Origin of the sequence: Streptococcus mitis, assembly GCF_023110375.1 — a bacterium.
Classification (GTDB): domain Bacteria; phylum Bacillota; class Bacilli; order Lactobacillales; family Streptococcaceae; genus Streptococcus; species Streptococcus mitis_CI.
This window is the reverse complement of the sequence record NZ_JALDVV010000001.1, coordinates 13,827-33,594: the sequence shown is the minus strand read 5'-3', so window position 1 is coordinate 33,594 and position 19,768 is coordinate 13,827. Positions and strand designations below refer to the sequence as shown.

Below are 19,768 nucleotides of genomic sequence, written 5' to 3'. Positions count from 1 at the left end.
TCCTCATTGAAAATCAAAAAACTAGAAGGCTAACCATCTGCTCCTCTTGAGTTGGATTAGGCAATCCTAAGCTAGTTTGACGAGCTTTTCAACGAGGATAATAGAGTTTTGACAGTGACTTTGGGCTCTACTAGATAAAGTAGAGCTTTTTGTTATGCACTATCGACATTCTAGAAAGGGCAATCATATGATAAAAATCAATCACCTGACCATCACACAAAACAAAGATTTACGAGACCTTGTCTCAGACTTAAACATGACCATCCAAGACGGGGAAAAGATAGCTATTATTGGAGAGGAAGGAAATGGCAAATCAACCTTGATTAAAACTTTAATGGGAGAAACTTTACCTGATTTCACTATCAGGGGAGACATTCAATCTGATTATCAATCAATAGCCTACATTCCTCAAAAACTCCCCGAAGAGCTGAAAAAGAAAAGTCTACACGACTACTTCTTTTTGGATTTTGCTGATTTAGACTACAGTATCCTCTATCGTTTGGCTGAGGAGTTACACTTTGATAGCAACCGTTTCGCTAGCGTTCAAGAGATTGGAAGCCTTTCGGGGGGCGAAGCTTTGAAAATTCAGCTCATCCATGAGTTAGCCAAACCCTTTGAGATTCTATTTTTAGATGAACCTTCAAATGACCTAGACCTTGAGACGGTTGATTGGCTAAAAAGTCAGATTCGAAAGATTCGGCAAACCGTTATTTTCATTTCCCATGATGAAGACTTTCTTTCTGAAACGGCTGATACTATTGTCCACTTGCGACTGGTCAAGCACCGTAAAGAAGCGGAAACGCTAGTAGAGCATTTAGACTATGATAGCTATAGCGACCAGAGAAAGGCTAATTTTATAAAACAAAGCCAACAAGCTGCTAACGACCAACGAGCCTACGATAAAACCATGGAAAAACATCGGCGAGTCAAGCAAAATGTAGAAACTGCGCTTCGAGCTACCAAAGACAGTACTGCTGGGCGCCTATTAGCTAAAAAGATGAAAAATGTTCTCTCTCAAGAAAAACGCATTGAAAAGACAGCTAAGTCCATGACCCAAAAACCACTTGAAAAAGAACACATTCAACTTTTCTTCTCAGATATACAGCCATTACCTGCTTCTAAAGTCTTAATCCAGCTGGAAAAAGAAAATTTATCCATTGACGACCGAGTTTTGGCTCGAGAACTACAACTAACTGTCCGTGGCCAAGAAAAAATCGGTATCATCGGCCAAAATGGTGTTGGTAAATCAACTCTGTTAGCCAAGTTACAGCAACTTCTTAATGATAAAAGAGAAATTTCGCTTGGTTATATGCCACAAGATTACCATAAGAAACTGCAATTAGATTTATCTCCAGTAGCCTATCTCAGCAAAGCTGGGGAAAAAGAGGAACTACAGAAAATCCAATCCTACTTAGCCAGCCTCAATTTCAGTTACCCAGAAATGCAGCATCAAATCCGCTCCTTATCTGGCGGACAACAGGGAAAACTCCTGCTTTTGGATTTAGTCTTACGCAAACCAAACTTTCTCCTACTGGATGAACCCACACGAAACTTTTCTCCCACTTCTCAACCCCACATCAGGAAACTCTTTGCAACCTATCCAAGCGGTCTCATTACTGTTTCGCATGACCGTCGTTTCTTAAAAGAAGTCTGTTCGACCATCTATCGATTGACAGAACATGGTTTGGAAGTAGTTAATTTAGAAGATTTATAAATTTGCAACATAGCAAAAATCCAGAGACGACCTCTGGATTCTTTTTTACATATGTTTTAAACGTTCAATCCGTTCTGAGATAGGTGGGTGGGTATAAAAGAGTTTTTGGAACCCTCCCCCTTTCTTTGGATCATTGATATAAAGTGCACTGCTGGCATCATCGACAGGACGACTCATCGGTTTACTGTTGTCTAACTTGCGTAGAGCATTAATCATCCCTTGAGGATTGCGCGTCAACTCGACACTGGAAGCATCCGCTAGGAATTCCCTCTGACGAGAAATAGCTAGTTGCACCAAGGTTGCAGCGAGAGGTGCCAGCACAATAGCTAGTAGAGAAACCACGAGCATAATGATTTCAAGACCATTTCCATCTCTATCATCGTCACTTCGTCTGCGACCTGCTCCACCCCACCACATCATACGACCTGCCATACTAGAAAGCATGGTGATAGCACTAGCAAGGGCGACAGCAATAGTCGAAATACGGATATCGTAATTACGAATATGACTGACTTCATGTCCCATAACAGCTTCTAGTTCTTCACGATTCATGATAGCTAGGAGACCTGACGTCGCAGCAACCGCCGCATTTTGAGGGTTAGAACCTGTCGCAAAGGCATTTAAGGCTGGATCATCAATGATGAAAACACGTGGCATAGGAATCTGAGCCACCATAGCCATATCTTCTACTACATGGTAGAGGTCTGGTGCCGTTTGTTCATCCACCTCACGCGCTCCATTCATGGACATGACAATCTCTGTTGATTGAAAAATCATAGACATGGCATAGATAAATCCGATAATCAGTGCAATAACCAAACCGCCAAGCCCAGATCGCATGAAGAGGTAACCAACTGCATAGCCAACCAGAGCTAAGAGTAGGAAAAATACCAGCAACAAAATCCAGGTTCTTCGTTTATTGCTTGCAATTTGATCAAACAACATCTTAGTCACCTAAACCGCTAAAATCAACTTTAGGAACTGCCTTTTCCTCTTCTGGTGTTTGAAGGAAATCTGCTGCTTTAAATCCAAACATCCCAGCGATAATATTGCTTGGGAAAGTTTCTAATTTTACATTGTAGTTGCTGACAACACTGTTGTAAAGTTGACGAGAGTAAGAAATTTTATTTTCTGTGTTTGTCAACTCCTCTTGCAATTTAACAAAGTTTGCACTAGCTTTCAAATCTGGATAGCTTTCTGCAACTGCGAAGATACCTGAAACCTGACGAGTGAGGGCATCACTAGCTTTCATAGCTTCTGCTGGTGAAGTCGCTGCCGCCACTTGGTTACGCAGTTCTGCCACCTTTTCAAGGGTAGAACCTTCATATTTGGCATAACCTTTTACGGTCTCAATCAAGTTTGGCAAGAGGTCATTTCGACGTTTCAACTGAACATCAATCTGACTCCAAGCCTCCTTTGTTTGCATACGATTCTTAACCAAACCGTTATAGCTAACAATCACAAAAATAACAATAAGAGCGATAACTCCAAGAATAATCCAAGTCATGATATAAGTCCTTTCTACTTTTAGATTAGTACCAGTATATCAAATTTTTAATGATTGTGGTAAAATAAGATGATACTAAAGAAGGAAATAACTATGAAACCAGAAACATTTTACAACTTGCTTGCCGAGCAAAATTTTCCACTGTCGGACCAGCAAAAAAAACAATTTGAACGTTATTTTGAGCTATTAGTTGAATGGAATGAAAAGATTAATCTAACAGCTATTACAGACAAGGAAGAAGTTTATCTCAAACATTTTTATGATTCGATTGCACCCATTCTTCAAGGTTTGATTCCGAATGAAAATATCAAACTTCTTGATATTGGAGCCGGGGCAGGATTTCCTAGTCTACCTATGAAAATCCTCTATCCTCAGCTAGATGTGACCATCATTGATTCGCTAAATAAGCGCATCAACTTCCTCCAACTGTTGGCTCAAGAATTGGATTTGGACGGTGTACATTTCTACCATGGACGTGCCGAAGACTTGGCCCAAGACAAGAAATTCCGTGCTCAATATGATTTTGTAACGGCTCGTGCTGTAGCCCGTATGCAAGTCTTGTCTGAATTGACAATTCCTTACCTGCAAGTTGGTGGCAAACTATTGGCACTCAAGGCCAGCAATGCACCAGAGGAGTTACTAGAAGCCAAAAATGCCCTCAACCTCCTTTTTAGCAAGGTCGAAGACAATCTCAGTTACACTCTACCTAATGGAGATCCGCGCTACATCACAGTAGTAGAAAAGAAAAAAGAAACACCAAATAAATATCCAAGAAAGGCTGGCATGCCCAATAAACGCCCGCTTTAAATTTTTTAGTAAAAAATGTTTACAAAGTTCGGAATTTCTGCTATACTATCACAAGCAAAGGTTTTTAATGTCATCCCGTGAGGTGACGAAGACACAGAAATATTTAAAACTCTTTAAAGTCTAGATTTTAGAGAAGTCTTACTCTGAGGGCCTATTGCTGTAAAATAATGGGCTCTTTTTTGACGCCCAAAAGTGAGGTTTATATGAAACAAGAATCAACTGTTGATTTGTTACTAGACGTTGACCAACGTCCTTCGGCTGGAAAAGGAATTCTCCTTAGTTTCCAACACGTTTTCGCCATGTTTGGTGCGACCATCTTGGTACCCTTGATTTTGGGAATGCCTGTATCTGTTGCCCTTTTTGCTTCAGGTGTAGGGACACTCATCTACATGATTTCAACTGGATTTAAAGTTCCAGTTTATCTAGGTTCTTCATTTGCCTTTATCACAGCTATGTCACTGGCTATGAAAGAAATGGGTGGTGATGTATCCGCTGCTCAAACAGGGGTTATCTTGACTGGTTTAGTATATGTCCTTGTGGCTGCTGGTGTTCGTTTTGCGGGTACAAAATGGATTGATAAACTCTTGCCACCAATCATCATCGGACCTATGATCATCGTTATCGGTCTTGGACTCGCAGGTTCAGCTGTTACCAATGCTGGTCTTGTAGCGGATGGAAATTGGAAAAATGCTCTTGTAGCAGTTGTTACTTTCTTGATTGCTGCCTTTATCAATACAAAAGGAAAAGGCTTCCTACGAATCATTCCATTCCTCTTTGCCATTATCGGTGGTTACCTCTTCGCACTAACCCTTGGCTTGGTTGACTTTACACCAGTTCTTAAAGCTAACTGGTTTGAAATCCCTGGTTTCTACTTGCCATTTAGCACAGGTGGTGCCTTTAAAGAATACAATCTTTACTTCGGTCCAGAAACTATCGCTATCTTGCCAATCGCTATCGTAACAATCTCTGAACACATCGGAGACCATACTGTTTTGGGTCAAATCTGTGGCCGTCAATTCTTGAAAGAACCAGGTCTTCACCGTACTCTTCTTGGTGACGGTATCGCAACTTCAGTTTCTGCCTTCCTTGGTGGACCAGCCAATACAACTTATGGAGAAAATACCGGGGTTATCGGTATGACTCGTATCGCTTCTGTCTCAGTTATCCGTAACGCTGCCTTCATCGCGATTGCCCTTAGCTTCCTTGGTAAATTCACTGCCTTGATTTCAACCATTCCAAATGCTGTACTTGGTGGTATGTCAATCCTTCTCTACGGAGTTATCGCAAGTAATGGTTTGAAAGTCTTGATCAAAGAACGTGTAGACTTCAGTCAAATGCGTAACCTAATCATCGCAAGTGCTATGTTGGTCCTTGGACTTGGAGGAGCTATCCTTAAACTTGGTCCAGTTACCCTTTCAGGTACTGCCCTATCAGCCATGACAGGAATCATCTTGAACTTGATCTTGCCATACGAAAATAAAGACTAAGAGTCTAAACACATCAAAAAACGAGCATTTCCAATTACGGAAGTGCTCATTTTTCTTCTTTCTAAAAAAGGAAAGCCCTGCGGCCTTCCCTTGTCTTACTTGCGTTTTTTCTTCGCTTTTTTCATTTTGTTAGCCATGCGTTTCATGGACTGTTTCATAGCAAATTCACCGATTTTACCTTTTAGTCCACCACCAAACATCTGGCTCATATCTGGCATTCCTGCTCCTCCGAGAGCTGACAGGTCAGGCATACCACCTTGTCCCATCATACCTTCAAGGGCAGACATATCCATTCCTCCCATATTTGGCATATTTTTAGGAAGGTTGTTTGGATTGATTCCCATCTGCTTCATCATTTTGTTCATATCCCCAGACATGACACCCTGCATGAGTTGTTTAGCCTGGTTAAAGTCTTTGATGAATTTATTGACTTCTACAAAAGTATTTCCAGAACCTGCAGCGATACGACGGCGACGGCTTGGATTTAACAAATCGGGATTTTCACGTTCTTCAGGTGTCATTGAAGACACAATGGCACGTTTACGAGCAATCTGGCGTTCATCTACCTTCATGTTTTGAAGGGCTGGATTGTTGGCCATGCCTGGAATCATCTTGAGCAAGTCTTCCATCGGCCCCATGTTTTGCACCTGATCCAACTGATCGATGAAATCATTGAAATCAAAGGTGTTTTCACGCATCTTCTCAGCCATTTCAAGGGCTTTTTGCTCATCGTATTCTTGAGAAGCTTTCTCAATCAAAGTGAGCATATCCCCCATGCCAAGGATACGGCTAGACATACGGTCTGGGTGGAAGGTTTCAATGTCCGTAATCTTTTCACCCGTACCAGTGAACTTGATTGGTTTTCCAGTAATGTGGCGAACAGATAGAGCCGCACCACCACGAGTATCCCCATCAATCTTGGTAAGGATAACCCCAGTCACTTCTAACTGAGCATTAAACTCACGCGCAACATTGGCCGCTTCTTGACCAATCATGGCATCAACGACGAGCAAAATTTCATTTGGTTGAGCCAATGCTTTCACGTCACGAAGCTCATTCATGAGAAGCTCATCAATCTGCAAACGACCCGCCGTATCAATCAAGACATAGTCATTATGATTAGCTTGGGCTTGCTCCAAACCTTGACGTACAATCTCAACAGCTGGTACTTCTGTTCCAAGTGCGAAGACAGGCACATCAATTTGTTGTCCAAGAGTTTTGAGCTGGTCAATGGCTGCTGGACGATAGATATCCGCCGCAATCATCAAAGGACGAGCATTTTCTTCTTTCTTGAGTTTGTTAGCCAATTTACCAGCAAAGGTTGTTTTACCAGCCCCCTGCAAACCGACCATCATGATGATGGTTGGAATCTTAGGTGACTTGATAATCTCCGCTGTATCAGAACCTAAAACAGCTGTCAGTTCCTCATCAACGATTTTAATAATTTGTTGCGCAGGATTAAGGGTATCAATGACCTCATGCCCGACTGCACGCTCACGAACTTTCTTGATAAAGTCCTTTACAACAGGCAAGGCAACGTCGGCCTCAAGCAAGGCCAAGCGAATTTCTTTGGTTGCCTCTTGGACATCAGATTCAGAGATTTTTCCTTTTTTACGTAGATTTTTAAAGACGTTCTGCAAACGTTCTGTTAAACTTTCAAATGCCATGTTTCTTCCTCTTATTCTCTATTATCAATGCTTGTTAAAATTTCTATCTGCTCTTGCAGAAAGTCATCATTGGGATACTGCTCCAAAATCTGATCAAAAATCTGACTGCGGACAATGTAGTCCGAGTACATGTGCAATTTCATCTCATAATCTTCCAGAATCTTTTCTGTCCGCTTGATATTGTCATAGACAGCCTGACGACTGACACCAAACTCCTCGGCAATCTCAGCAAGGCTATAATCATCAGCGTAGTAGAGTTCGATATAATTCATTTGCTTATCTGTCAAAAGCGCCGCATAAAATTCAAAGAGCGCATTCATACGATTGGTTTTTTCGATTTCCATAACTTTTATTATACCAAAAATTAGCCTAATCTACCACATTAGCAGGCTAATCCGAGAAGATAGCCAGGTAAATTTGAAAAAGACATGAGCCTAGCCCCAAGTAATTTCCAATTGATATCTGGCAAAGGGATGTCCCTCTTGATTTTGTAGTTGATAATCTAGTTCAATCTTTTGCCCATCAACTTGATAATGGTTCGTTTGGATGATAAACTCCTGCATGCCCATAGGTGTAGGAATATAGGCTAAACTATCACTATCCTTTAGAAAGCGCATAATGGTCTTGGGATTGGAAAAACGACTCATCACCAGCTCTTGACCATGAAATTTAATCACTACTTTTTCCTTTTCCTCATTATAGAAAAGCAGGTAGCTATAATCTCCCTTTTCATGCACTTCCACGTCATAAAGTTGGTCAATCACTTCCAACTGCTCATCAAACTGAATCGTATTTCGCATCCGAATCTTCACATCAAGTCCTCTTTCTTGTCTCTTGTCCTACTATTTTACCAAAAAGAGCAGGATTTTGCTATAATGGTCATATGAACGAAAAAGTATTCCGTGACCCAGTTCACAACTACATCCATGTCAATAATCAAATCATCTATGACTTGATTAATACAAAAGAATTTCAGCGTTTGCGTCGAATCAAGCAACTGGGAACTTCCAGTTATACCTTCCACGGTGGAGAACACAGTCGCTTCTCTCACTGTCTAGGAGTCTATGAAATTGCACGACGTATCACAGAGATTTTTGAAGAAAAATATCCTGAAGAATGGAATCCTGCTGAGTCTCTCTTGACCATGACCGCTGCACTCCTTCATGACCTCGGACATGGTGCCTACTCCCATACTTTTGAACATCTCTTTGATACAGACCACGAAGCTATTACTCAGGAGATTATCCAAAGTCCTGAAACGGAGATTCACCAAGTCCTACTACAAGTAGCGCCAGATTTTCCAGAAAAGGTAGCCAGTGTCATAGACCATACCTATCCTAACAAGCAGGTCGTGCAACTCATTTCTAGTCAGATTGATGCAGACCGCATGGACTATCTCTTGCGCGACTCCTATTTTACAGGAGCATCTTATGGAGAATTTGACCTGACTCGGATTCTTCGAGTCATTCGTCCTGTCGAAAATGGTATCGCCTTTCAGCGCAATGGCATGCACGCCATCGAAGACTACGTCCTCAGTCGCTACCAGATGTATATGCAGGTCTATTTCCACCCAGCAACACGGGCCATGGAAGTTCTCCTGCAGAATCTCCTCAAACGCGCCAAGGAACTTTATCCAGAAGATAAGGACTTCTTTGCACGAACTTCTCCACACCTCCTGCCTTTCTTTAAAAAAAATGTGACCTTATCTGACTATCTGGCTCTGGATGATGGTGTGATGAATACCTACTTCCAGCTCTGGATGACCAGTCCTGACAAGATTCTAGCTGACTTATCGCAACGCTTTGTCAACCGCAAGGTCTTTAAATCCATTACCTTTTCACAAGAGGACCAAGACCAACTCACTAGCATGAGAAAATTAGTTGAGGACATCGGCTTTGATCCCGACTACTATACTGCTATTCATAAGAACTTTGACCTCCCTTATGATATTTATCGTCCCGAATCTGAAAATCCGCGAACACAGATTGAGATTTTACAAAAAAATGGAGAACTGGCAGAACTCTCTAGCTTGTCTCCTATCGTCCAATCCCTTGCTGGCAGTCGCCATGGAGATAATCGCTTTTATTTCCCAAAAGAAATGTTAGACCAAAACAGTATCTTCGCAAGCATTACCCAGCAATTTTTACACTTGATTGAGAACGATCATTTTACCCCAAATAAAAACTAGAAGAGGAAATTTATGAGTATTAAACTAATTGCCGTCGATATTGACGGAACCCTAGTCAACAGCCAAAAGGAAATCACTCCTGAAGTCTTTTCTGCCATCCAAGATGCCAAAGAAGCTGGTGTTAAAGTCGTGATTGCAACTGGCCGCCCTATCGCAGGTGTTGCCAAACTTCTGGACGACTTGCAGTTGAGAGACGAGGGTGACTATGTCGTGACCTTCAATGGTGCCCTTGTCCAAGAAACTGCTACAGGTCATGAGATTATCAGTGAATCCTTGACTTATGAGGATTATCTGGATATGGAATTCCTCAGCCGCAAGCTCGGTGTCCACATGCATGCCATTACCAAGGACGGTATCTACACTGCCAATCGCAATATCGGAAAATACACAGTGCACGAATCAACCCTCGTCAGCATGCCTATCTTTTACCGCACACCTGAAGAAATGGCTGGCAAGGAAATCGTCAAGTGTATGTTTATCGATGAACCAGAAATTCTCGATGCTGCAATTGAAAAGATACCAGCGGAATTTTACGAACGCTACTCCATCAACAAGTCTGCTCCTTTCTACCTCGAACTCCTTAAAAAGAATGTGGACAAGGGTTCAGCCATTACTCACTTAGCTGAAAAACTCGGATTGACCAAAGATCAAACCATGGCTATCGGTGACGAAGAAAACGACCGTGCCATGCTGGAAGTCGTTGGCAATCCAGTTGTCATGGAAAATGGAAATCCAGAAATCAAAAAAATCGCCAAATACATAACTAAATCTAACGATGAATCCGGCGTTGCCCATGCCATCCGTACATGGGTACTGTAAAAGGGTATGAATAGACGAAAACCGCTCAGCTGAGCGGTTTTTAATGTCTAATTAATGCCCCCTGCCGGAATCGAACCAGCAACTACTCCTTAGGAGGGAGTTGTTATATCCATTGAACTAAGGGAGCTAGATAAAAACTCTGCTGAAGAAGCAGAGTTTTTTAGTCGAATTAACGACGGATTTCTTTGATACGAGCCGCTTTACCTTGAAGAGCACGCAAGTAGTACAATTTCGCACGACGTACTTTACCGTAACGTACAACTTCGATTTTTTCAACACGTGGAGTGTGGATTGGGAAGATACGCTCAACACCTACACCGTTAGAGATTTTACGAACTGTGTAGTTTTCTGAGATGCCAGCACCTTTACGTGCGATAACAACACCTTCAAAAATCTGGATACGTTCACGGTTACCTTCGACAACTTTCGCGTGTACACGAACAGTGTCACCAGGACGGAATGATGGGATATCAGTACGAAGTTGACCTTCAGTCAAGCTTTGGATTAATGGATTCATTTTATTCTCCTATCTTTGTCAATCTTGAGGAACCTTCCTCAGCGGATAAACTGTATTTTTGTGCGTCCATTACACACAAGATACAGTTTACCAAATTTCCACAAAAAAGTAAAGAAATTTATAGCAGAATTCCTAAAAAAATCGCAATCAAACCACCTAGGTAGGTCAAAGATAAATAAGAATAAAATACCTTCTTATCACTTAACAGTCTTTGGAGTTCATCATTAAAGGTCGAAAAAGTCGTTAAACCACCACAAAATCCTGTTGCTAGAATAGCATAGACTTCCTTAGACTCCACATGATTGTAGAATAATCCAATTAAAAAACAACCTAAAAGATTGGCTATGAGCGTTCCGAGGGGCAATTTAGATGCTTGATTATAGCGGGAAAAGAAATAGCGCACTAAAGCTCCGAAACCACAAGCAATTGCAAGATAGACGATTACCATTTTTTCCTCCCTAAATAGTAAGCTAAAAGCAGTCCGCCACCGATGCTCAAAAGCAAATACAGGACTAAACTAAGATAACGCCCTGTATCAAGCAGTTTCACAGCATCAAGCATGAGACTAGAAAAGGTTGTTAAACCTCCGCAAAAACCCGTCCCTAGCGCTAAAACCAAGCCCTTACTAGTCCCTTTATAGACCAAATAACCCTTGACAAGATAAACCAAGCAGAAAATTCCCAGATAGTTGACAAAGAGAGTGCCCCAAGGAAAATCTGGACTGGCTGGTAACCAAGTGGAAACTAGATAGCGGACAAGTCCGCCCACCATGGCAGCTAGAAAAATCCCTAGCGGATAAAATTGTTCTTTTTTCATTTGATATTTTGATCCTGATAATCACGCGAACGTTTGAGTATGTCAGAAAAAGTCGCGACAATAGTTTCCTGATAGCGCTTATCTCCTACACGACTTCTAACCTTTTCAAAAATAACTTCTTCTCTCTTAGTATCTAAAATCGGTTTCCCTGAAGCCTTCTTATAAGCGACAACCCCTTCAACTAAATGCATTCGTTCTTCTAAGAGCTTGACAATTTGATCGTCAATTTGATCAATTTCTTGACGAATAATATCTAAATCCATACAGTCTCCTCCTTTATTTGAATTATTGTATCAAAAAGCCAGCAAATAGGCTAGTAAAATCCCAACTCACGATAAGAAAAATGCACTGATTGATTACATCAGCGCACTTTTATGCTTAGCCTACTTTAGCAGCCAATTCTTCTGCGAATTGTTCCAAGCGTTCAATGTCTTCTTCCTCAGCAGAGAGATCAACTTTGACACATTCTGAACCTTTTTCTGCTCCTGTTGATACAAAAACACGGTCAAAGTCATCAACAGCCTTACAGAATTCATCGTAGAAGGTATCACCTGAACCGACAACTCCGTAAATTTTACCATTCAAGTTGAGATCTGCTAGGTCTTCGTAGAAGTCCATCATCTCATCTGGCAATTCACCATCACCATAAGTATAGGTCGCAACGATAGCAATGTCTGCTTCCAAGAAGTCTGAAGCGTCAACAGTTGTACATTCATCAACATCGACATCCAAGCCCAAGTCACGTAATTTGTCTGCTACAATGTCTGCAATTTCTTCGGTATTACCGGTCATACTGGCAAATACAATTTTTGCTAGTGCCATATCGTCCTCCTCAATTTATCTTTCTCCATTATATCACATCTTTTTCATTTTAAAAATAAAAATTCTTGTGCTACAATGAAATGAGAAAGAATTGAGGTTATTTATGGACATTTGCCATCAAATTTTAGAAAAAATCAAAGAATACGACACGATTATCATTCATCGTCATATGAAACCAGACCCTGATGCCTTAGGAAGTCAGGTGGGCTTGAAAGCTCTTCTCAAACATCATTTCCCAGAAAAAACCATCAAAGCAGTTGGTTTTGATGAACCAACTCTTACTTGGATGGCTGAAATGGATCTTGTTGAAGATAGTACCTACCAGGGAGCACTTGTCATCGTCTGTGATACAGCTAATACTGCTCGTATCGATGATAAACGCTATCGTCAAGGTGATTTTCTCATTAAGATTGACCACCATCCAAATGATGATGTATACGGTGACCTATCTTGGGTGGATACTAGTTCAAGTAGCGCTAGTGAGATGATTACCCTATTTGCCCAAACAAATCAACTGGCCTTGTCAGATCGCGCTGCTGAGTTGCTCTTTGCAGGTATTGTTGGTGATACAGGTCGCTTCCTCTACCCTTCTACCACTGCACGGACTCTTCGCCTGGCTGCTTATTTGAGAGAACATAACTTTGACTTTGCTGCTCTCACTCGTAAAATGGACACTATGAGTTACAAAATTGCTAAACTTCAAGGCTACATCTACGACCATCTGGAAGTGGATGAAAATGGTGCAGCTCGTGTTATCCTGAGTCAAGAAGTCTTGAAACAATTCAATGTAACCGATGCTGAAACTGCAGCCATTGTCGGTGCACCTGGACGCATTGACAGTGTGAGTCTCTGGGGAATTTTTGTGGAGCAGGCTGACGGCCACTACCGTGTCCGCTTACGCAGTAAAATTCATCCTATCAATGAAATTGCCAAGGAACATGATGGTGGAGGTCACCCTCTAGCAAGCGGTGCTAATTCCTACAGTCTTGAAGAAAACGAAATCATCTACCAAAAGTTAAAAAACTTGCTTAAAAACTGATAAAATACTTGCCAAACTTTTCAGAATCTGATAGACTAGTATGGTAACAATCTATGGCTCGCAAAGAGACCATGGCAGAAAGGAAATATTGCAAAATGAAAAAAGATATCCATCCAGAATATCGCCCAGTTGTCTTCATGGACACAACTACTGGTTACCAATTCCTTAGCGGTTCAACAAAACGCTCTAACGAAACAGTTGAGTTCGAAGGCGAAACTTACCCATTGATCCGTGTGGAAATTTCATCAGACTCACACCCATTCTACACTGGACGTCAAAAGTTCACTCAAGCAGATGGACGCGTGGATCGTTTCAACAAAAAATACGGTCTCAAATAATGATAAAAAGACAGCTTCGGCTGTTCTTTTTTGTTTCTTGAAATCAACTGCTGTTTTCATGTTCCAGACTCGTACTCTTCGAAAATCTCTTCGGTAATTTAATGTAAGGGGATTTATACTAACAATAGACTTTTAACCCCAAAATTGATAAAATAAAAAAGAAAATAATTGAAAAAGGAAACTGTAAATCACCATGATGAACATGCAAAAATTGAACATACTGTTTTTAATTTTTGTAAACATCAAAAAGGTTGGTTTAAAAGGATTTTTAAGTCCTTAAGATTTTTTATCCAACACTACTATTCACGCATCCAAGACAAAATCTTGGCAAAAAAATACAGTAGCAAAGAGTACACCAAACTACCACTCATTATGGGCGGTAGTTTTCTTTTTGTCTAAAATAGAGATAAAAAGATAGGTGGTAGCCTTATGCGTTACGGTTATGTTCGAGTATCTACAAGAGAACAAAATATTGATAGGCAATTTTCAGCCTTAGTAGAAAATAAATTATCAAAAGAGAATATTTTTATTGATTACGTTTCAGGAAAAGATTTTGACAGAATAGAATATCAAAAATTATTAACTACCTTGAAAGAGAATGATGAATTGGTTATTAAATCAATTGATAGATTGGGAAGAAACTATGATGAAATTTTAGAACAATGGCAAGCAATTACTAAGAAAAAGAAAGTAAATATAACTGTTTTAGATTTCCCCTTATTAAACACAAAGAACAGCGATGACAATATCACAGGAAAACTAATATCCGATATCGTTTTGCAAGTTCTATCTTATGTGGCACAGTTTGAAAGAGAACAAATCAAACAAAGACAAATGGAAGGAATACGAGAAGCAAAGAAAAAAGGGAAAAAATTCGGTAGACCAAAATTGATTGCCCCGGATAATCTCCCTGATGTAATAGCTCAATATACCAAAAAAGAAATAACCTTACGAGAAGGTGCAGACATCTTAGGAGTATCAAAAAGCACCTTTCATAATTGGATAAAAAATTCATAGTTCCTGTCAAAAAACCTAGGATTTTTTGGACAGGAAATACACTTTATTTTAGAACTATTTTCGTTAGAAAAAAGGTTCTAAAATCCAGCATTTTGACCGATTATTATTACACTACCATTCTATCAAGTTTGTCCAAAAAAGTCTAGATTTTAGGACAAACTGATTACTTTACAACAAATAAAAATAGGGAGTATCAAATGAATGCACAAACAAACTAAAAAATTTACACTTGCAACTATCTCAGCTCTATCACTTCTTGGCACTGGAGTTATCACAGCTAATCAAGTATCAGCTAGCGAGAATACGAGTACTGAAAAACAAATAGAAGCAACAATTACAAAGGTTGAAATTGATTATTTTGGACTTAGCTTCGAAGGAAAACTTTCAGAGCCACTACCACATGGAGGTGATAATGCTGCTAAGGGAAATGTTACTTTGATTGATAAAGCGACCGGAAAAATTGTGTACCAAAGTCACGATGCTGTCATTTTTAGTGGCTTAACTAAAGATGTCAGTGATCAATTTTTACAACCTTTATTTTATAGCAATCAATTTAAAGGTGATATTTTTGTTTCAGAACAATTTCCAGATGGAACATATATTTTGGAGATGTCTGGAGAAGCTGGTTCGCCTTACGGTGACTTAACTGATACAAGAAAACGTGTCTTTAAAGTTAGAAAAGATGTGACTATCGGAAATCCTTCTACAAATTCAAATACTAACACAACAACTCAATCAGGTTCGAATTCTAATATCTCAGGTAGTTGGCTACAATCTGGTTCTCGTTGGTGGTACAAACACGCCGACGGTTCCTATACAACTAATGGCTGGGAAAAAATCAATGGTGTTTGGTATCGTTTTGACAACTCTGGCTGGATGCAAACTGGCTGGGTAAAAGACGGTAGCTGGTACTATCTCGACGGTTCAGGTGCGATGAAGACAGGTTGGGTCAAAGATAACGGTAGCTGGTACTATCTTCAAGACTCAGGCGCTATGAAAACTGGCTGGATGAAGGTATCTGGTAAATGGTACTATGCTTATAGCTCTGGTGCACTAGCAATCAATACAACGACCCCTGATGGCTATCGTGTTAATTACAACGGTGAGTGGGTTTAACATACAATAGAAATAGATTAAGGAGACAATTATATGAACAAAGTTATAAAAATTGAAGATGAAACAGTTTATGTTGGAAAAGGTGATAATGGCCAATTTACTGCAATTTCAAGAAAAAGTTTTGGTTTTGAACCACAAGTAGGTGATTACGTAGAATTTTATCAAAACGGTGATGAGTATATTGTTTCAAAAATAGATAACACATCTCCAGCTAGCTCTAGCCAACATTCAAATGGAGTGAGTGATAAATCTAAACTGGCCGCAGCCTTATTTGCCCTATTTTTAGGAGCACTTGGTGGATACGATTTTTACATCGGAAATTCCAAACAAGGATACAAGCGTATCGGCATAACTCTGCTAGCTATCATTCCTATTTTATTGCCATTTGTTTTACTAGCAAATGCAATTTGGAATATTATAATTACTATTCAAGTTTTAACGTCCAAAACTGGTAGCAAATGGCACCAAGATGCTCAAGGTTTAGAATTGCAAGATTAAACATATGAAAAAATTATTTCTATTCAGTATTAGTATTTTAGCTATCTCTATTTTAACGGCTTGCCAACATCAGAGTGAAAATACTTCTGCAACAAGTTCTGAAGCGATTGCCTCAAGTACTAGTTCCACTTCTTCCACATCGGAAGAAAAGAAAACTGACTACACCCTGTACAATCCTATCCTTAAAGAATATGCCAAAGTATTAGATGGTTCACCAGCTTCACATACAGAGGTCAATTCAAAAGCAAACTTAAAAAATACTTATCCTAAAGAATATTCTGGATTACAGTATAGCTTGTATGATTTAGACCAAGACGGTACGGACGAACTTTTGATTGCCCTAAAAATGGATTCTAACTATTACGATTTATTAGATATTCGAACTCTTAAAAATGACGAAGTTATTCGACTGACCAATGCAGAAAACAATCTGGACTTTATTGGAGAGCGAGTACATTTTAATCCTTTAGAAAATGGCTATTTCCAATTATCTACCCGTGTATCTACTAATCAAATCCAAGTTAAACTATACAAGTTAAATCAGGATGGAACACGGTTAGAGTTAATTAGCGAATCAGATACAGAAGAGGGACTGGGGACAAAACCACCTTCCCTTGATATAAGATCTTTCTCTTGGAAGTCTGTCACAAGTCTCATAAATGGAGAAACTAGCCTTCCGTCAGAAAGCAAAGGGATGGATATTTCTGCAATTCAAAATGGGGATTTTTCTAGTGTCTCAGGAACTTGGAGGAATCGTTCAGGTATTGAATTTACTTTCGACAAAAATGGTTTAGTAAGTGATCAGTCCAAAATTTCAATTGAACATGCTAAAGAAATTGACCACTATCTTAAGGCAAATTCTGTTTCTAAAGATGGAGGTGCTGGTGCAGCTATTGCCTTTTTACCAGCAGGAATCCCTATAACTATGTCTGTCACCTCTTCTACAGATAATGGCTATACCGACTCATCTGATATTACACAAGACCGCTTATGGTTTGGACAACAACTTATCAATGGTAGTACTGAGGGATTTTTCTATAAAGTAGAATAGTGTTAGTAAACCCTTAAACGAGCTCATAAAATATCTAGCAACTTTTCATAAACACATATAGGATAAATATTCTTATGCTCTGAGAATATCTATCCTATATTTTTATTCCTTCTACATCCCTATCGATACTTGATGAATTCTCTCTAAAAAAGATTAGACTTTTAGCCTCAAAATTGATAAAATAAAAAAGAAAATAATTGAAAAAGGAAACTGTAAATCACCATGATGAACATGCAAAACATGATGCGCCAAGCACAAAAACTTCAAAAACAGATGGAACAAAGTCAAGCAGAACTTGCTGCTATGCAATTTGTTGGCAAATCTGCTCAAGACCTTGTTCAAGCGACCTTAACTGGAGATAAAAAAGTTGTCAGCATTGACTTCAATCCAGCTGTCGTTGACCCAGAAGATCTTGAAACTCTTTCAGATATGACTGTTCAAGCCATCAACTCTGCTCTTGAACAAATCGATGAAACTACCAAGAAAAAATTGGGGGCTTTCGCTGGAAAATTGCCATTCTAAGCATAAGAAAAACAAGCATTCAAGAGAATACTTGCCTATCATGGGAGGAACAACTGTTCCTCCTTTTGATTACTAAAAATTAAAGAATTCCATGGCTTGTTTGAACAGTAAATCCGTATACTCTGGGTCTTCTTGGGCAATGGTAACCTGATCTTGAATCATTTCCAAGTCATCCGTTATCATGCCGTCTGCACCCAAATGAACAGATTTATCAAAGGACTCTGAACTATTGATGGTCCAAACATACAATTTTTGATCGGTATTCCAAAGCTTGTTGACAAAATTTTCATCCAAGGTTGAATACTCCATAGTATAACCTGTGGCCTTGGTTCTTGGAAAAATACTATTATAAGGTAGGATTAAAAAGACTGGAATTTGAGTATCGTAGGCTAAAACCTGGTCAATCACATGGTAGTCCAAGGATTGCATTTGGTGACCATTCTGCTTAAGAACAGTTCCATATTTTTCCATAAAGCGTTTCATCATATCTGGGCTATCTTTTCGACTAGTTTTAATTTCAATAAGGAGTTTTTGATGTAATTCATTGGCTTTATTGAGATAGTCATCAAAACTAGACACCTTGCTATGATAACCATTTTCTGAAATATCGAGTTTGGTCAATTCCTCCAAGGTTAAATCCTGAGGTTTGGCATTAACTCCTGTCAAATTCTTGATATTGGCATCATGCATCATGACAAACTGGCCATCTTTTGTTTCCTGAACATCCGTCTCAACGAAGTCTGGAGATAACTGAGCGGTTTTTTCTAGTGATTGGACGGTATTTTGCACACCATTCTTATTAGATACTCCCCTGTGAGAGATAATCAAAGGTTTGTTAGCAACTGGAGCTTCTAAATAAACATAACCCTCAAGAGCGAAAAAGATAGCAGCACATCCCATCACTCCCCATCTCATCCAGTGGTCTTTCTTTCTCCTTGGTGTGATTTCTAATTCTTCTCCTGTTAAGAAGGAAACAAACTTAATGAGAAAGTAAGTCAAGGCCATATAGTGGAAATTCTTAATCAAGACAAAGTTAATAATTCCCATCACAAGAGATTCCTTATGGGTCAGACCATCCATCAGTACCTGACTTGCTAATATTGGAATCAATAAAAGAATGAAAAATAGGTAGGTTTTGACGATAATCCAAAGCAAGTTCCAAATATAAAACCAGGAGTGCTTTCTTGTCTTTTCTAGACTGTATCTGACCGCTTCTTTGACTGTTTTTTTCTCAAATAAAAGCTGAGGTAGAGCAAACATGAAACGCACTGAAATGTAAAATAGAAGTAAAGCCAGAATAGTAACCACTATACCTACTAGCCAATACTTGTCTTCTATATAATCAATGATAAAGTCCGGAATGACGATTTTATTGAGGTAGTAAATCTTTAAAATCTTTCGAATCAATGGAAAGAGCATCATGACATAAAAGAAGATAAAGGCTATCTTGGAAAGTGTCGCTTGCTTCATAAACAAGAAACTTTGGCGAAAGACCTTACGACTGTACTCCAGCAAAGTTCTCTTTTCATGATAGAGTAGGTGCCGGGCTCCGATAAAGAGAAGTCCTATCTGGTAATAGGCGATCAGTAAATTAACGATTACCAGAATAAATAAAGCAATACTAACAAATGGCGAACCCTTTATAATGGCAAAAATATTGTTGTAAGATAGAAAGAGATAACCTGTCTGACGGAGCAAAAGTCCAGCAATCCAAGAATTTGACGGTAACCAGACAAACTCAATCATCATGAAAGTCAAGAAAAAGAGAAAGAGTATTTTATCTAGATTAAAGTATATCTGCTTAAAACCTAGATTTTTAGGTTTTTCAGGTTTCATAGGCACT

23 protein-coding genes and 1 tRNA gene are annotated in these 19,768 nt (G+C 39.5%); 12 read left to right on the top strand and 12 right to left on the bottom strand.

What is annotated here, in order from left to right; translation table 11 throughout:
• Positions 1-154 precede the first annotated feature (154 nt).
• On the top strand, positions 155-1,714 hold the full coding sequence (locus tag M1G12_RS00200) for an ATP-binding cassette domain-containing protein (RefSeq protein WP_247949184.1): 1,560 nt from the start codon (positions 155-157) through the stop codon (positions 1,712-1,714).
• A gap of 45 nt (positions 1,715-1,759) precedes the next feature.
• On the opposite strand, the gene htpX is transcribed toward M1G12_RS00200, so the two are convergent.
• Both htpX and M1G12_RS00190 read right to left on the bottom strand, forming a co-directional pair.
• On the bottom strand, positions 1,760-2,659 hold the full coding sequence (gene htpX, locus M1G12_RS00195) for a zinc metalloprotease HtpX (protein WP_020902782.1): 900 nt from the start codon (positions 2,657-2,659) through the stop codon (positions 1,760-1,762).
• 1 nt (position 2,660) lies between these two features.
• Positions 2,661-3,221: a LemA family protein gene (locus tag M1G12_RS00190; RefSeq protein ID WP_000219822.1), complete on the bottom strand. Its 561-nt coding sequence runs from the start codon at positions 3,219-3,221 to the stop codon at positions 2,661-2,663.
• 93 nt (positions 3,222-3,314) lie between these two features.
• Here M1G12_RS00190 and rsmG point away from each other — a divergent pair, with 93 nt between their 5' ends.
• Positions 3,315-4,028, top strand: a complete 714-nt coding sequence (rsmG, locus tag M1G12_RS00185) for a 16S rRNA (guanine(527)-N(7))-methyltransferase RsmG (protein WP_247949183.1) — start codon at positions 3,315-3,317, stop codon at positions 4,026-4,028.
• 203 nt (positions 4,029-4,231) lie between these two features.
• Positions 4,232-5,515 (top strand): uracil-xanthine permease family protein, encoded by a 1,284-nt coding sequence (locus M1G12_RS00180; RefSeq protein WP_004234765.1) that lies wholly within the window; start codon positions 4,232-4,234, stop codon positions 5,513-5,515.
• 95 nt (positions 5,516-5,610) lie between these two features.
• Here M1G12_RS00180 and ffh read toward each other — a convergent pair whose 3' ends face one another.
• From ffh to M1G12_RS00165, 3 genes are all read right to left on the bottom strand, one after another.
• Positions 5,611-7,182 (bottom strand): signal recognition particle protein, encoded by a 1,572-nt coding sequence (gene ffh, locus M1G12_RS00175; protein ID WP_000863622.1) that lies wholly within the window; start codon positions 7,180-7,182, stop codon positions 5,611-5,613.
• An 11-nt stretch (positions 7,183-7,193) separates the two neighbouring features.
• Entirely contained in the window at positions 7,194-7,526 is a 333-nt protein-coding gene (locus M1G12_RS00170) for a putative DNA-binding protein (RefSeq protein WP_049500404.1), read from the bottom strand.
• A gap of 90 nt (positions 7,527-7,616) precedes the next feature.
• Positions 7,617-7,994, bottom strand: coding sequence for a YwiB family protein (locus M1G12_RS00165; protein ID WP_247949182.1), 378 nt, complete (start codon positions 7,992-7,994; stop codon positions 7,617-7,619).
• A 71-nt stretch (positions 7,995-8,065) separates the two neighbouring features.
• On the opposite strand from M1G12_RS00165, the gene M1G12_RS00160 reads away from it, so the two are divergent.
• Positions 8,066-9,370 (top strand): HD domain-containing protein, encoded by a 1,305-nt coding sequence (locus M1G12_RS00160; protein ID WP_049500401.1) that lies wholly within the window; start codon positions 8,066-8,068, stop codon positions 9,368-9,370.
• Between the two features lie 12 nt (positions 9,371-9,382).
• Complete coding sequence (gene yidA / locus M1G12_RS00155; protein WP_049500399.1) at positions 9,383-10,189, top strand: sugar-phosphatase; 807 nt, start codon at positions 9,383-9,385, stop codon at positions 10,187-10,189.
• Positions 10,190-10,244: 55 nt separating this feature from the next.
• On the opposite strand, the gene M1G12_RS00150 is transcribed toward yidA, so the two are convergent.
• The 6 genes from M1G12_RS00150 to M1G12_RS00125 all read right to left on the bottom strand — a co-directional run bounded on the left by M1G12_RS00150 (position 10,245) and on the right by M1G12_RS00125 (position 12,344).
• A tRNA-Arg gene (locus M1G12_RS00150) sits at positions 10,245-10,316 on the bottom strand.
• Between the two features lie 42 nt (positions 10,317-10,358).
• Complete coding sequence (gene rplS, locus M1G12_RS00145) at positions 10,359-10,706, bottom strand: 50S ribosomal protein L19 (protein WP_001068669.1); 348 nt, start codon at positions 10,704-10,706, stop codon at positions 10,359-10,361.
• Positions 10,707-10,824: 118 nt separating this feature from the next.
• Complete coding sequence (gene crcB / locus M1G12_RS00140; protein WP_049500397.1) at positions 10,825-11,154, bottom strand: fluoride efflux transporter CrcB; 330 nt, start codon at positions 11,152-11,154, stop codon at positions 10,825-10,827.
• A complete protein-coding gene (gene crcB, locus M1G12_RS00135; RefSeq protein ID WP_000712114.1) occupies positions 11,148-11,522 on the bottom strand; it encodes a fluoride efflux transporter CrcB in 375 nt (124 codons plus the stop codon). The genes crcB (M1G12_RS00140) and crcB (M1G12_RS00135) overlap by 7 nt, the downstream gene beginning before the upstream one ends.
• Positions 11,519-11,785: a chorismate mutase gene (locus M1G12_RS00130; protein ID WP_078238390.1), complete on the bottom strand. Its 267-nt coding sequence runs from the start codon at positions 11,783-11,785 to the stop codon at positions 11,519-11,521. The genes crcB (M1G12_RS00135) and M1G12_RS00130 overlap by 4 nt, the downstream gene beginning before the upstream one ends.
• 115 nt (positions 11,786-11,900) lie before the next feature.
• Complete coding sequence (locus M1G12_RS00125; protein WP_001162128.1) at positions 11,901-12,344, bottom strand: flavodoxin; 444 nt, start codon at positions 12,342-12,344, stop codon at positions 11,901-11,903.
• A 103-nt stretch (positions 12,345-12,447) separates the two neighbouring features.
• Here M1G12_RS00125 and M1G12_RS00120 point away from each other — a divergent pair, with 103 nt between their 5' ends.
• The 7 genes from M1G12_RS00120 to M1G12_RS00090 all read left to right on the top strand — a co-directional run bounded on the left by M1G12_RS00120 (position 12,448) and on the right by M1G12_RS00090 (position 17,925).
• Positions 12,448-13,383, top strand: coding sequence for a DHH family phosphoesterase (locus M1G12_RS00120; protein ID WP_061760045.1), 936 nt, complete (start codon positions 12,448-12,450; stop codon positions 13,381-13,383).
• A gap of 95 nt (positions 13,384-13,478) precedes the next feature.
• Positions 13,479-13,721, top strand: a complete 243-nt coding sequence (locus tag M1G12_RS00115) for a type B 50S ribosomal protein L31 (protein WP_000710764.1) — start codon at positions 13,479-13,481, stop codon at positions 13,719-13,721.
• A gap of 429 nt (positions 13,722-14,150) precedes the next feature.
• Positions 14,151-14,738 (top strand): recombinase family protein, encoded by a 588-nt coding sequence (locus M1G12_RS00110; protein WP_049547096.1) that lies wholly within the window; start codon positions 14,151-14,153, stop codon positions 14,736-14,738.
• A gap of 237 nt (positions 14,739-14,975) precedes the next feature.
• Entirely contained in the window at positions 14,976-15,854 is an 879-nt protein-coding gene (locus M1G12_RS09980) for an N-acetylmuramoyl-L-alanine amidase family protein (protein ID WP_255262221.1), read from the top strand.
• A gap of 33 nt (positions 15,855-15,887) precedes the next feature.
• Positions 15,888-16,352 (top strand): hypothetical protein, encoded by a 465-nt coding sequence (locus M1G12_RS00100; protein WP_049547095.1) that lies wholly within the window; start codon positions 15,888-15,890, stop codon positions 16,350-16,352.
• 4 nt (positions 16,353-16,356) lie between these two features.
• Complete coding sequence (locus M1G12_RS00095) at positions 16,357-17,403, top strand: DUF6287 domain-containing protein (RefSeq protein ID WP_049547094.1); 1,047 nt, start codon at positions 16,357-16,359, stop codon at positions 17,401-17,403.
• A 222-nt stretch (positions 17,404-17,625) separates the two neighbouring features.
• The gene (locus M1G12_RS00090; RefSeq protein ID WP_000981526.1) at positions 17,626-17,925 is read left to right on the top strand and encodes a YbaB/EbfC family nucleoid-associated protein; all 300 of its coding nucleotides are present in this window, start codon (positions 17,626-17,628) and stop codon (positions 17,923-17,925) included.
• A gap of 72 nt (positions 17,926-17,997) precedes the next feature.
• On the opposite strand, the gene M1G12_RS00085 is transcribed toward M1G12_RS00090, so the two are convergent.
• On the bottom strand, positions 17,998-19,761 hold the full coding sequence (locus M1G12_RS00085; RefSeq protein WP_247949181.1) for a glycerophosphoryl diester phosphodiesterase membrane domain-containing protein: 1,764 nt from the start codon (positions 19,759-19,761) through the stop codon (positions 17,998-18,000).
• Between the last annotated feature and the right edge of the window lie 7 nt (positions 19,762-19,768).

What these genes read in the sequence shown, in the direction of transcription:
- M1G12_RS00200 (WP_247949184.1), top strand. Translation starts at nt 155, where the DNA reads ATGCACTATCGACATTCTAGAAAGGGCAATCATATGATAAAAATCAAT.
- htpX (WP_020902782.1), bottom strand. Translation starts at nt 2,659, where the DNA reads ATGTTGTTTGATCAAATTGCAAGCAATAAACGAAGAACCTGGATTTTG.
- M1G12_RS00190 (WP_000219822.1), bottom strand. Translation starts at nt 3,221, where the DNA reads ATGACTTGGATTATTCTTGGAGTTATCGCTCTTATTGTTATTTTTGTG.
- rsmG (WP_247949183.1), top strand. Translation starts at nt 3,315, where the DNA reads ATGAAACCAGAAACATTTTACAACTTGCTTGCCGAGCAAAATTTTCCA.
- M1G12_RS00180 (WP_004234765.1), top strand. Translation starts at nt 4,232, where the DNA reads ATGAAACAAGAATCAACTGTTGATTTGTTACTAGACGTTGACCAACGT.
- ffh (WP_000863622.1), bottom strand. Translation starts at nt 7,182, where the DNA reads ATGGCATTTGAAAGTTTAACAGAACGTTTGCAGAACGTCTTTAAAAAT.
- M1G12_RS00170 (WP_049500404.1), bottom strand. Translation starts at nt 7,526, where the DNA reads ATGGAAATCGAAAAAACCAATCGTATGAATGCGCTCTTTGAATTTTAT.
- M1G12_RS00160 (WP_049500401.1), top strand. Translation starts at nt 8,066, where the DNA reads ATGAACGAAAAAGTATTCCGTGACCCAGTTCACAACTACATCCATGTC.
- yidA (WP_049500399.1), top strand. Translation starts at nt 9,383, where the DNA reads ATGAGTATTAAACTAATTGCCGTCGATATTGACGGAACCCTAGTCAAC.
- rplS (WP_001068669.1), bottom strand. Translation starts at nt 10,706, where the DNA reads ATGAATCCATTAATCCAAAGCTTGACTGAAGGTCAACTTCGTACTGAT.
- crcB (WP_049500397.1), bottom strand. Translation starts at nt 11,154, where the DNA reads ATGGTAATCGTCTATCTTGCAATTGCTTGTGGTTTCGGAGCTTTAGTG.
- crcB (WP_000712114.1), bottom strand. Translation starts at nt 11,522, where the DNA reads ATGAAAAAAGAACAATTTTATCCGCTAGGGATTTTTCTAGCTGCCATG.
- M1G12_RS00130 (WP_078238390.1), bottom strand. Translation starts at nt 11,785, where the DNA reads ATGGATTTAGATATTATTCGTCAAGAAATTGATCAAATTGACGATCAA.
- M1G12_RS00125 (WP_001162128.1), bottom strand. Translation starts at nt 12,344, where the DNA reads ATGGCACTAGCAAAAATTGTATTTGCCAGTATGACCGGTAATACCGAA.
- M1G12_RS00120 (WP_061760045.1), top strand. Translation starts at nt 12,448, where the DNA reads ATGGACATTTGCCATCAAATTTTAGAAAAAATCAAAGAATACGACACG.
- M1G12_RS00115 (WP_000710764.1), top strand. Translation starts at nt 13,479, where the DNA reads ATGAAAAAAGATATCCATCCAGAATATCGCCCAGTTGTCTTCATGGAC.
- M1G12_RS00110 (WP_049547096.1), top strand. Translation starts at nt 14,151, where the DNA reads ATGCGTTACGGTTATGTTCGAGTATCTACAAGAGAACAAAATATTGAT.
- M1G12_RS00100 (WP_049547095.1), top strand. Translation starts at nt 15,888, where the DNA reads ATGAACAAAGTTATAAAAATTGAAGATGAAACAGTTTATGTTGGAAAA.
- M1G12_RS00095 (WP_049547094.1), top strand. Translation starts at nt 16,357, where the DNA reads ATGAAAAAATTATTTCTATTCAGTATTAGTATTTTAGCTATCTCTATT.
- M1G12_RS00090 (WP_000981526.1), top strand. Translation starts at nt 17,626, where the DNA reads ATGATGAACATGCAAAACATGATGCGCCAAGCACAAAAACTTCAAAAA.
- M1G12_RS00085 (WP_247949181.1), bottom strand. Translation starts at nt 19,761, where the DNA reads ATGAAACCTGAAAAACCTAAAAATCTAGGTTTTAAGCAGATATACTTT.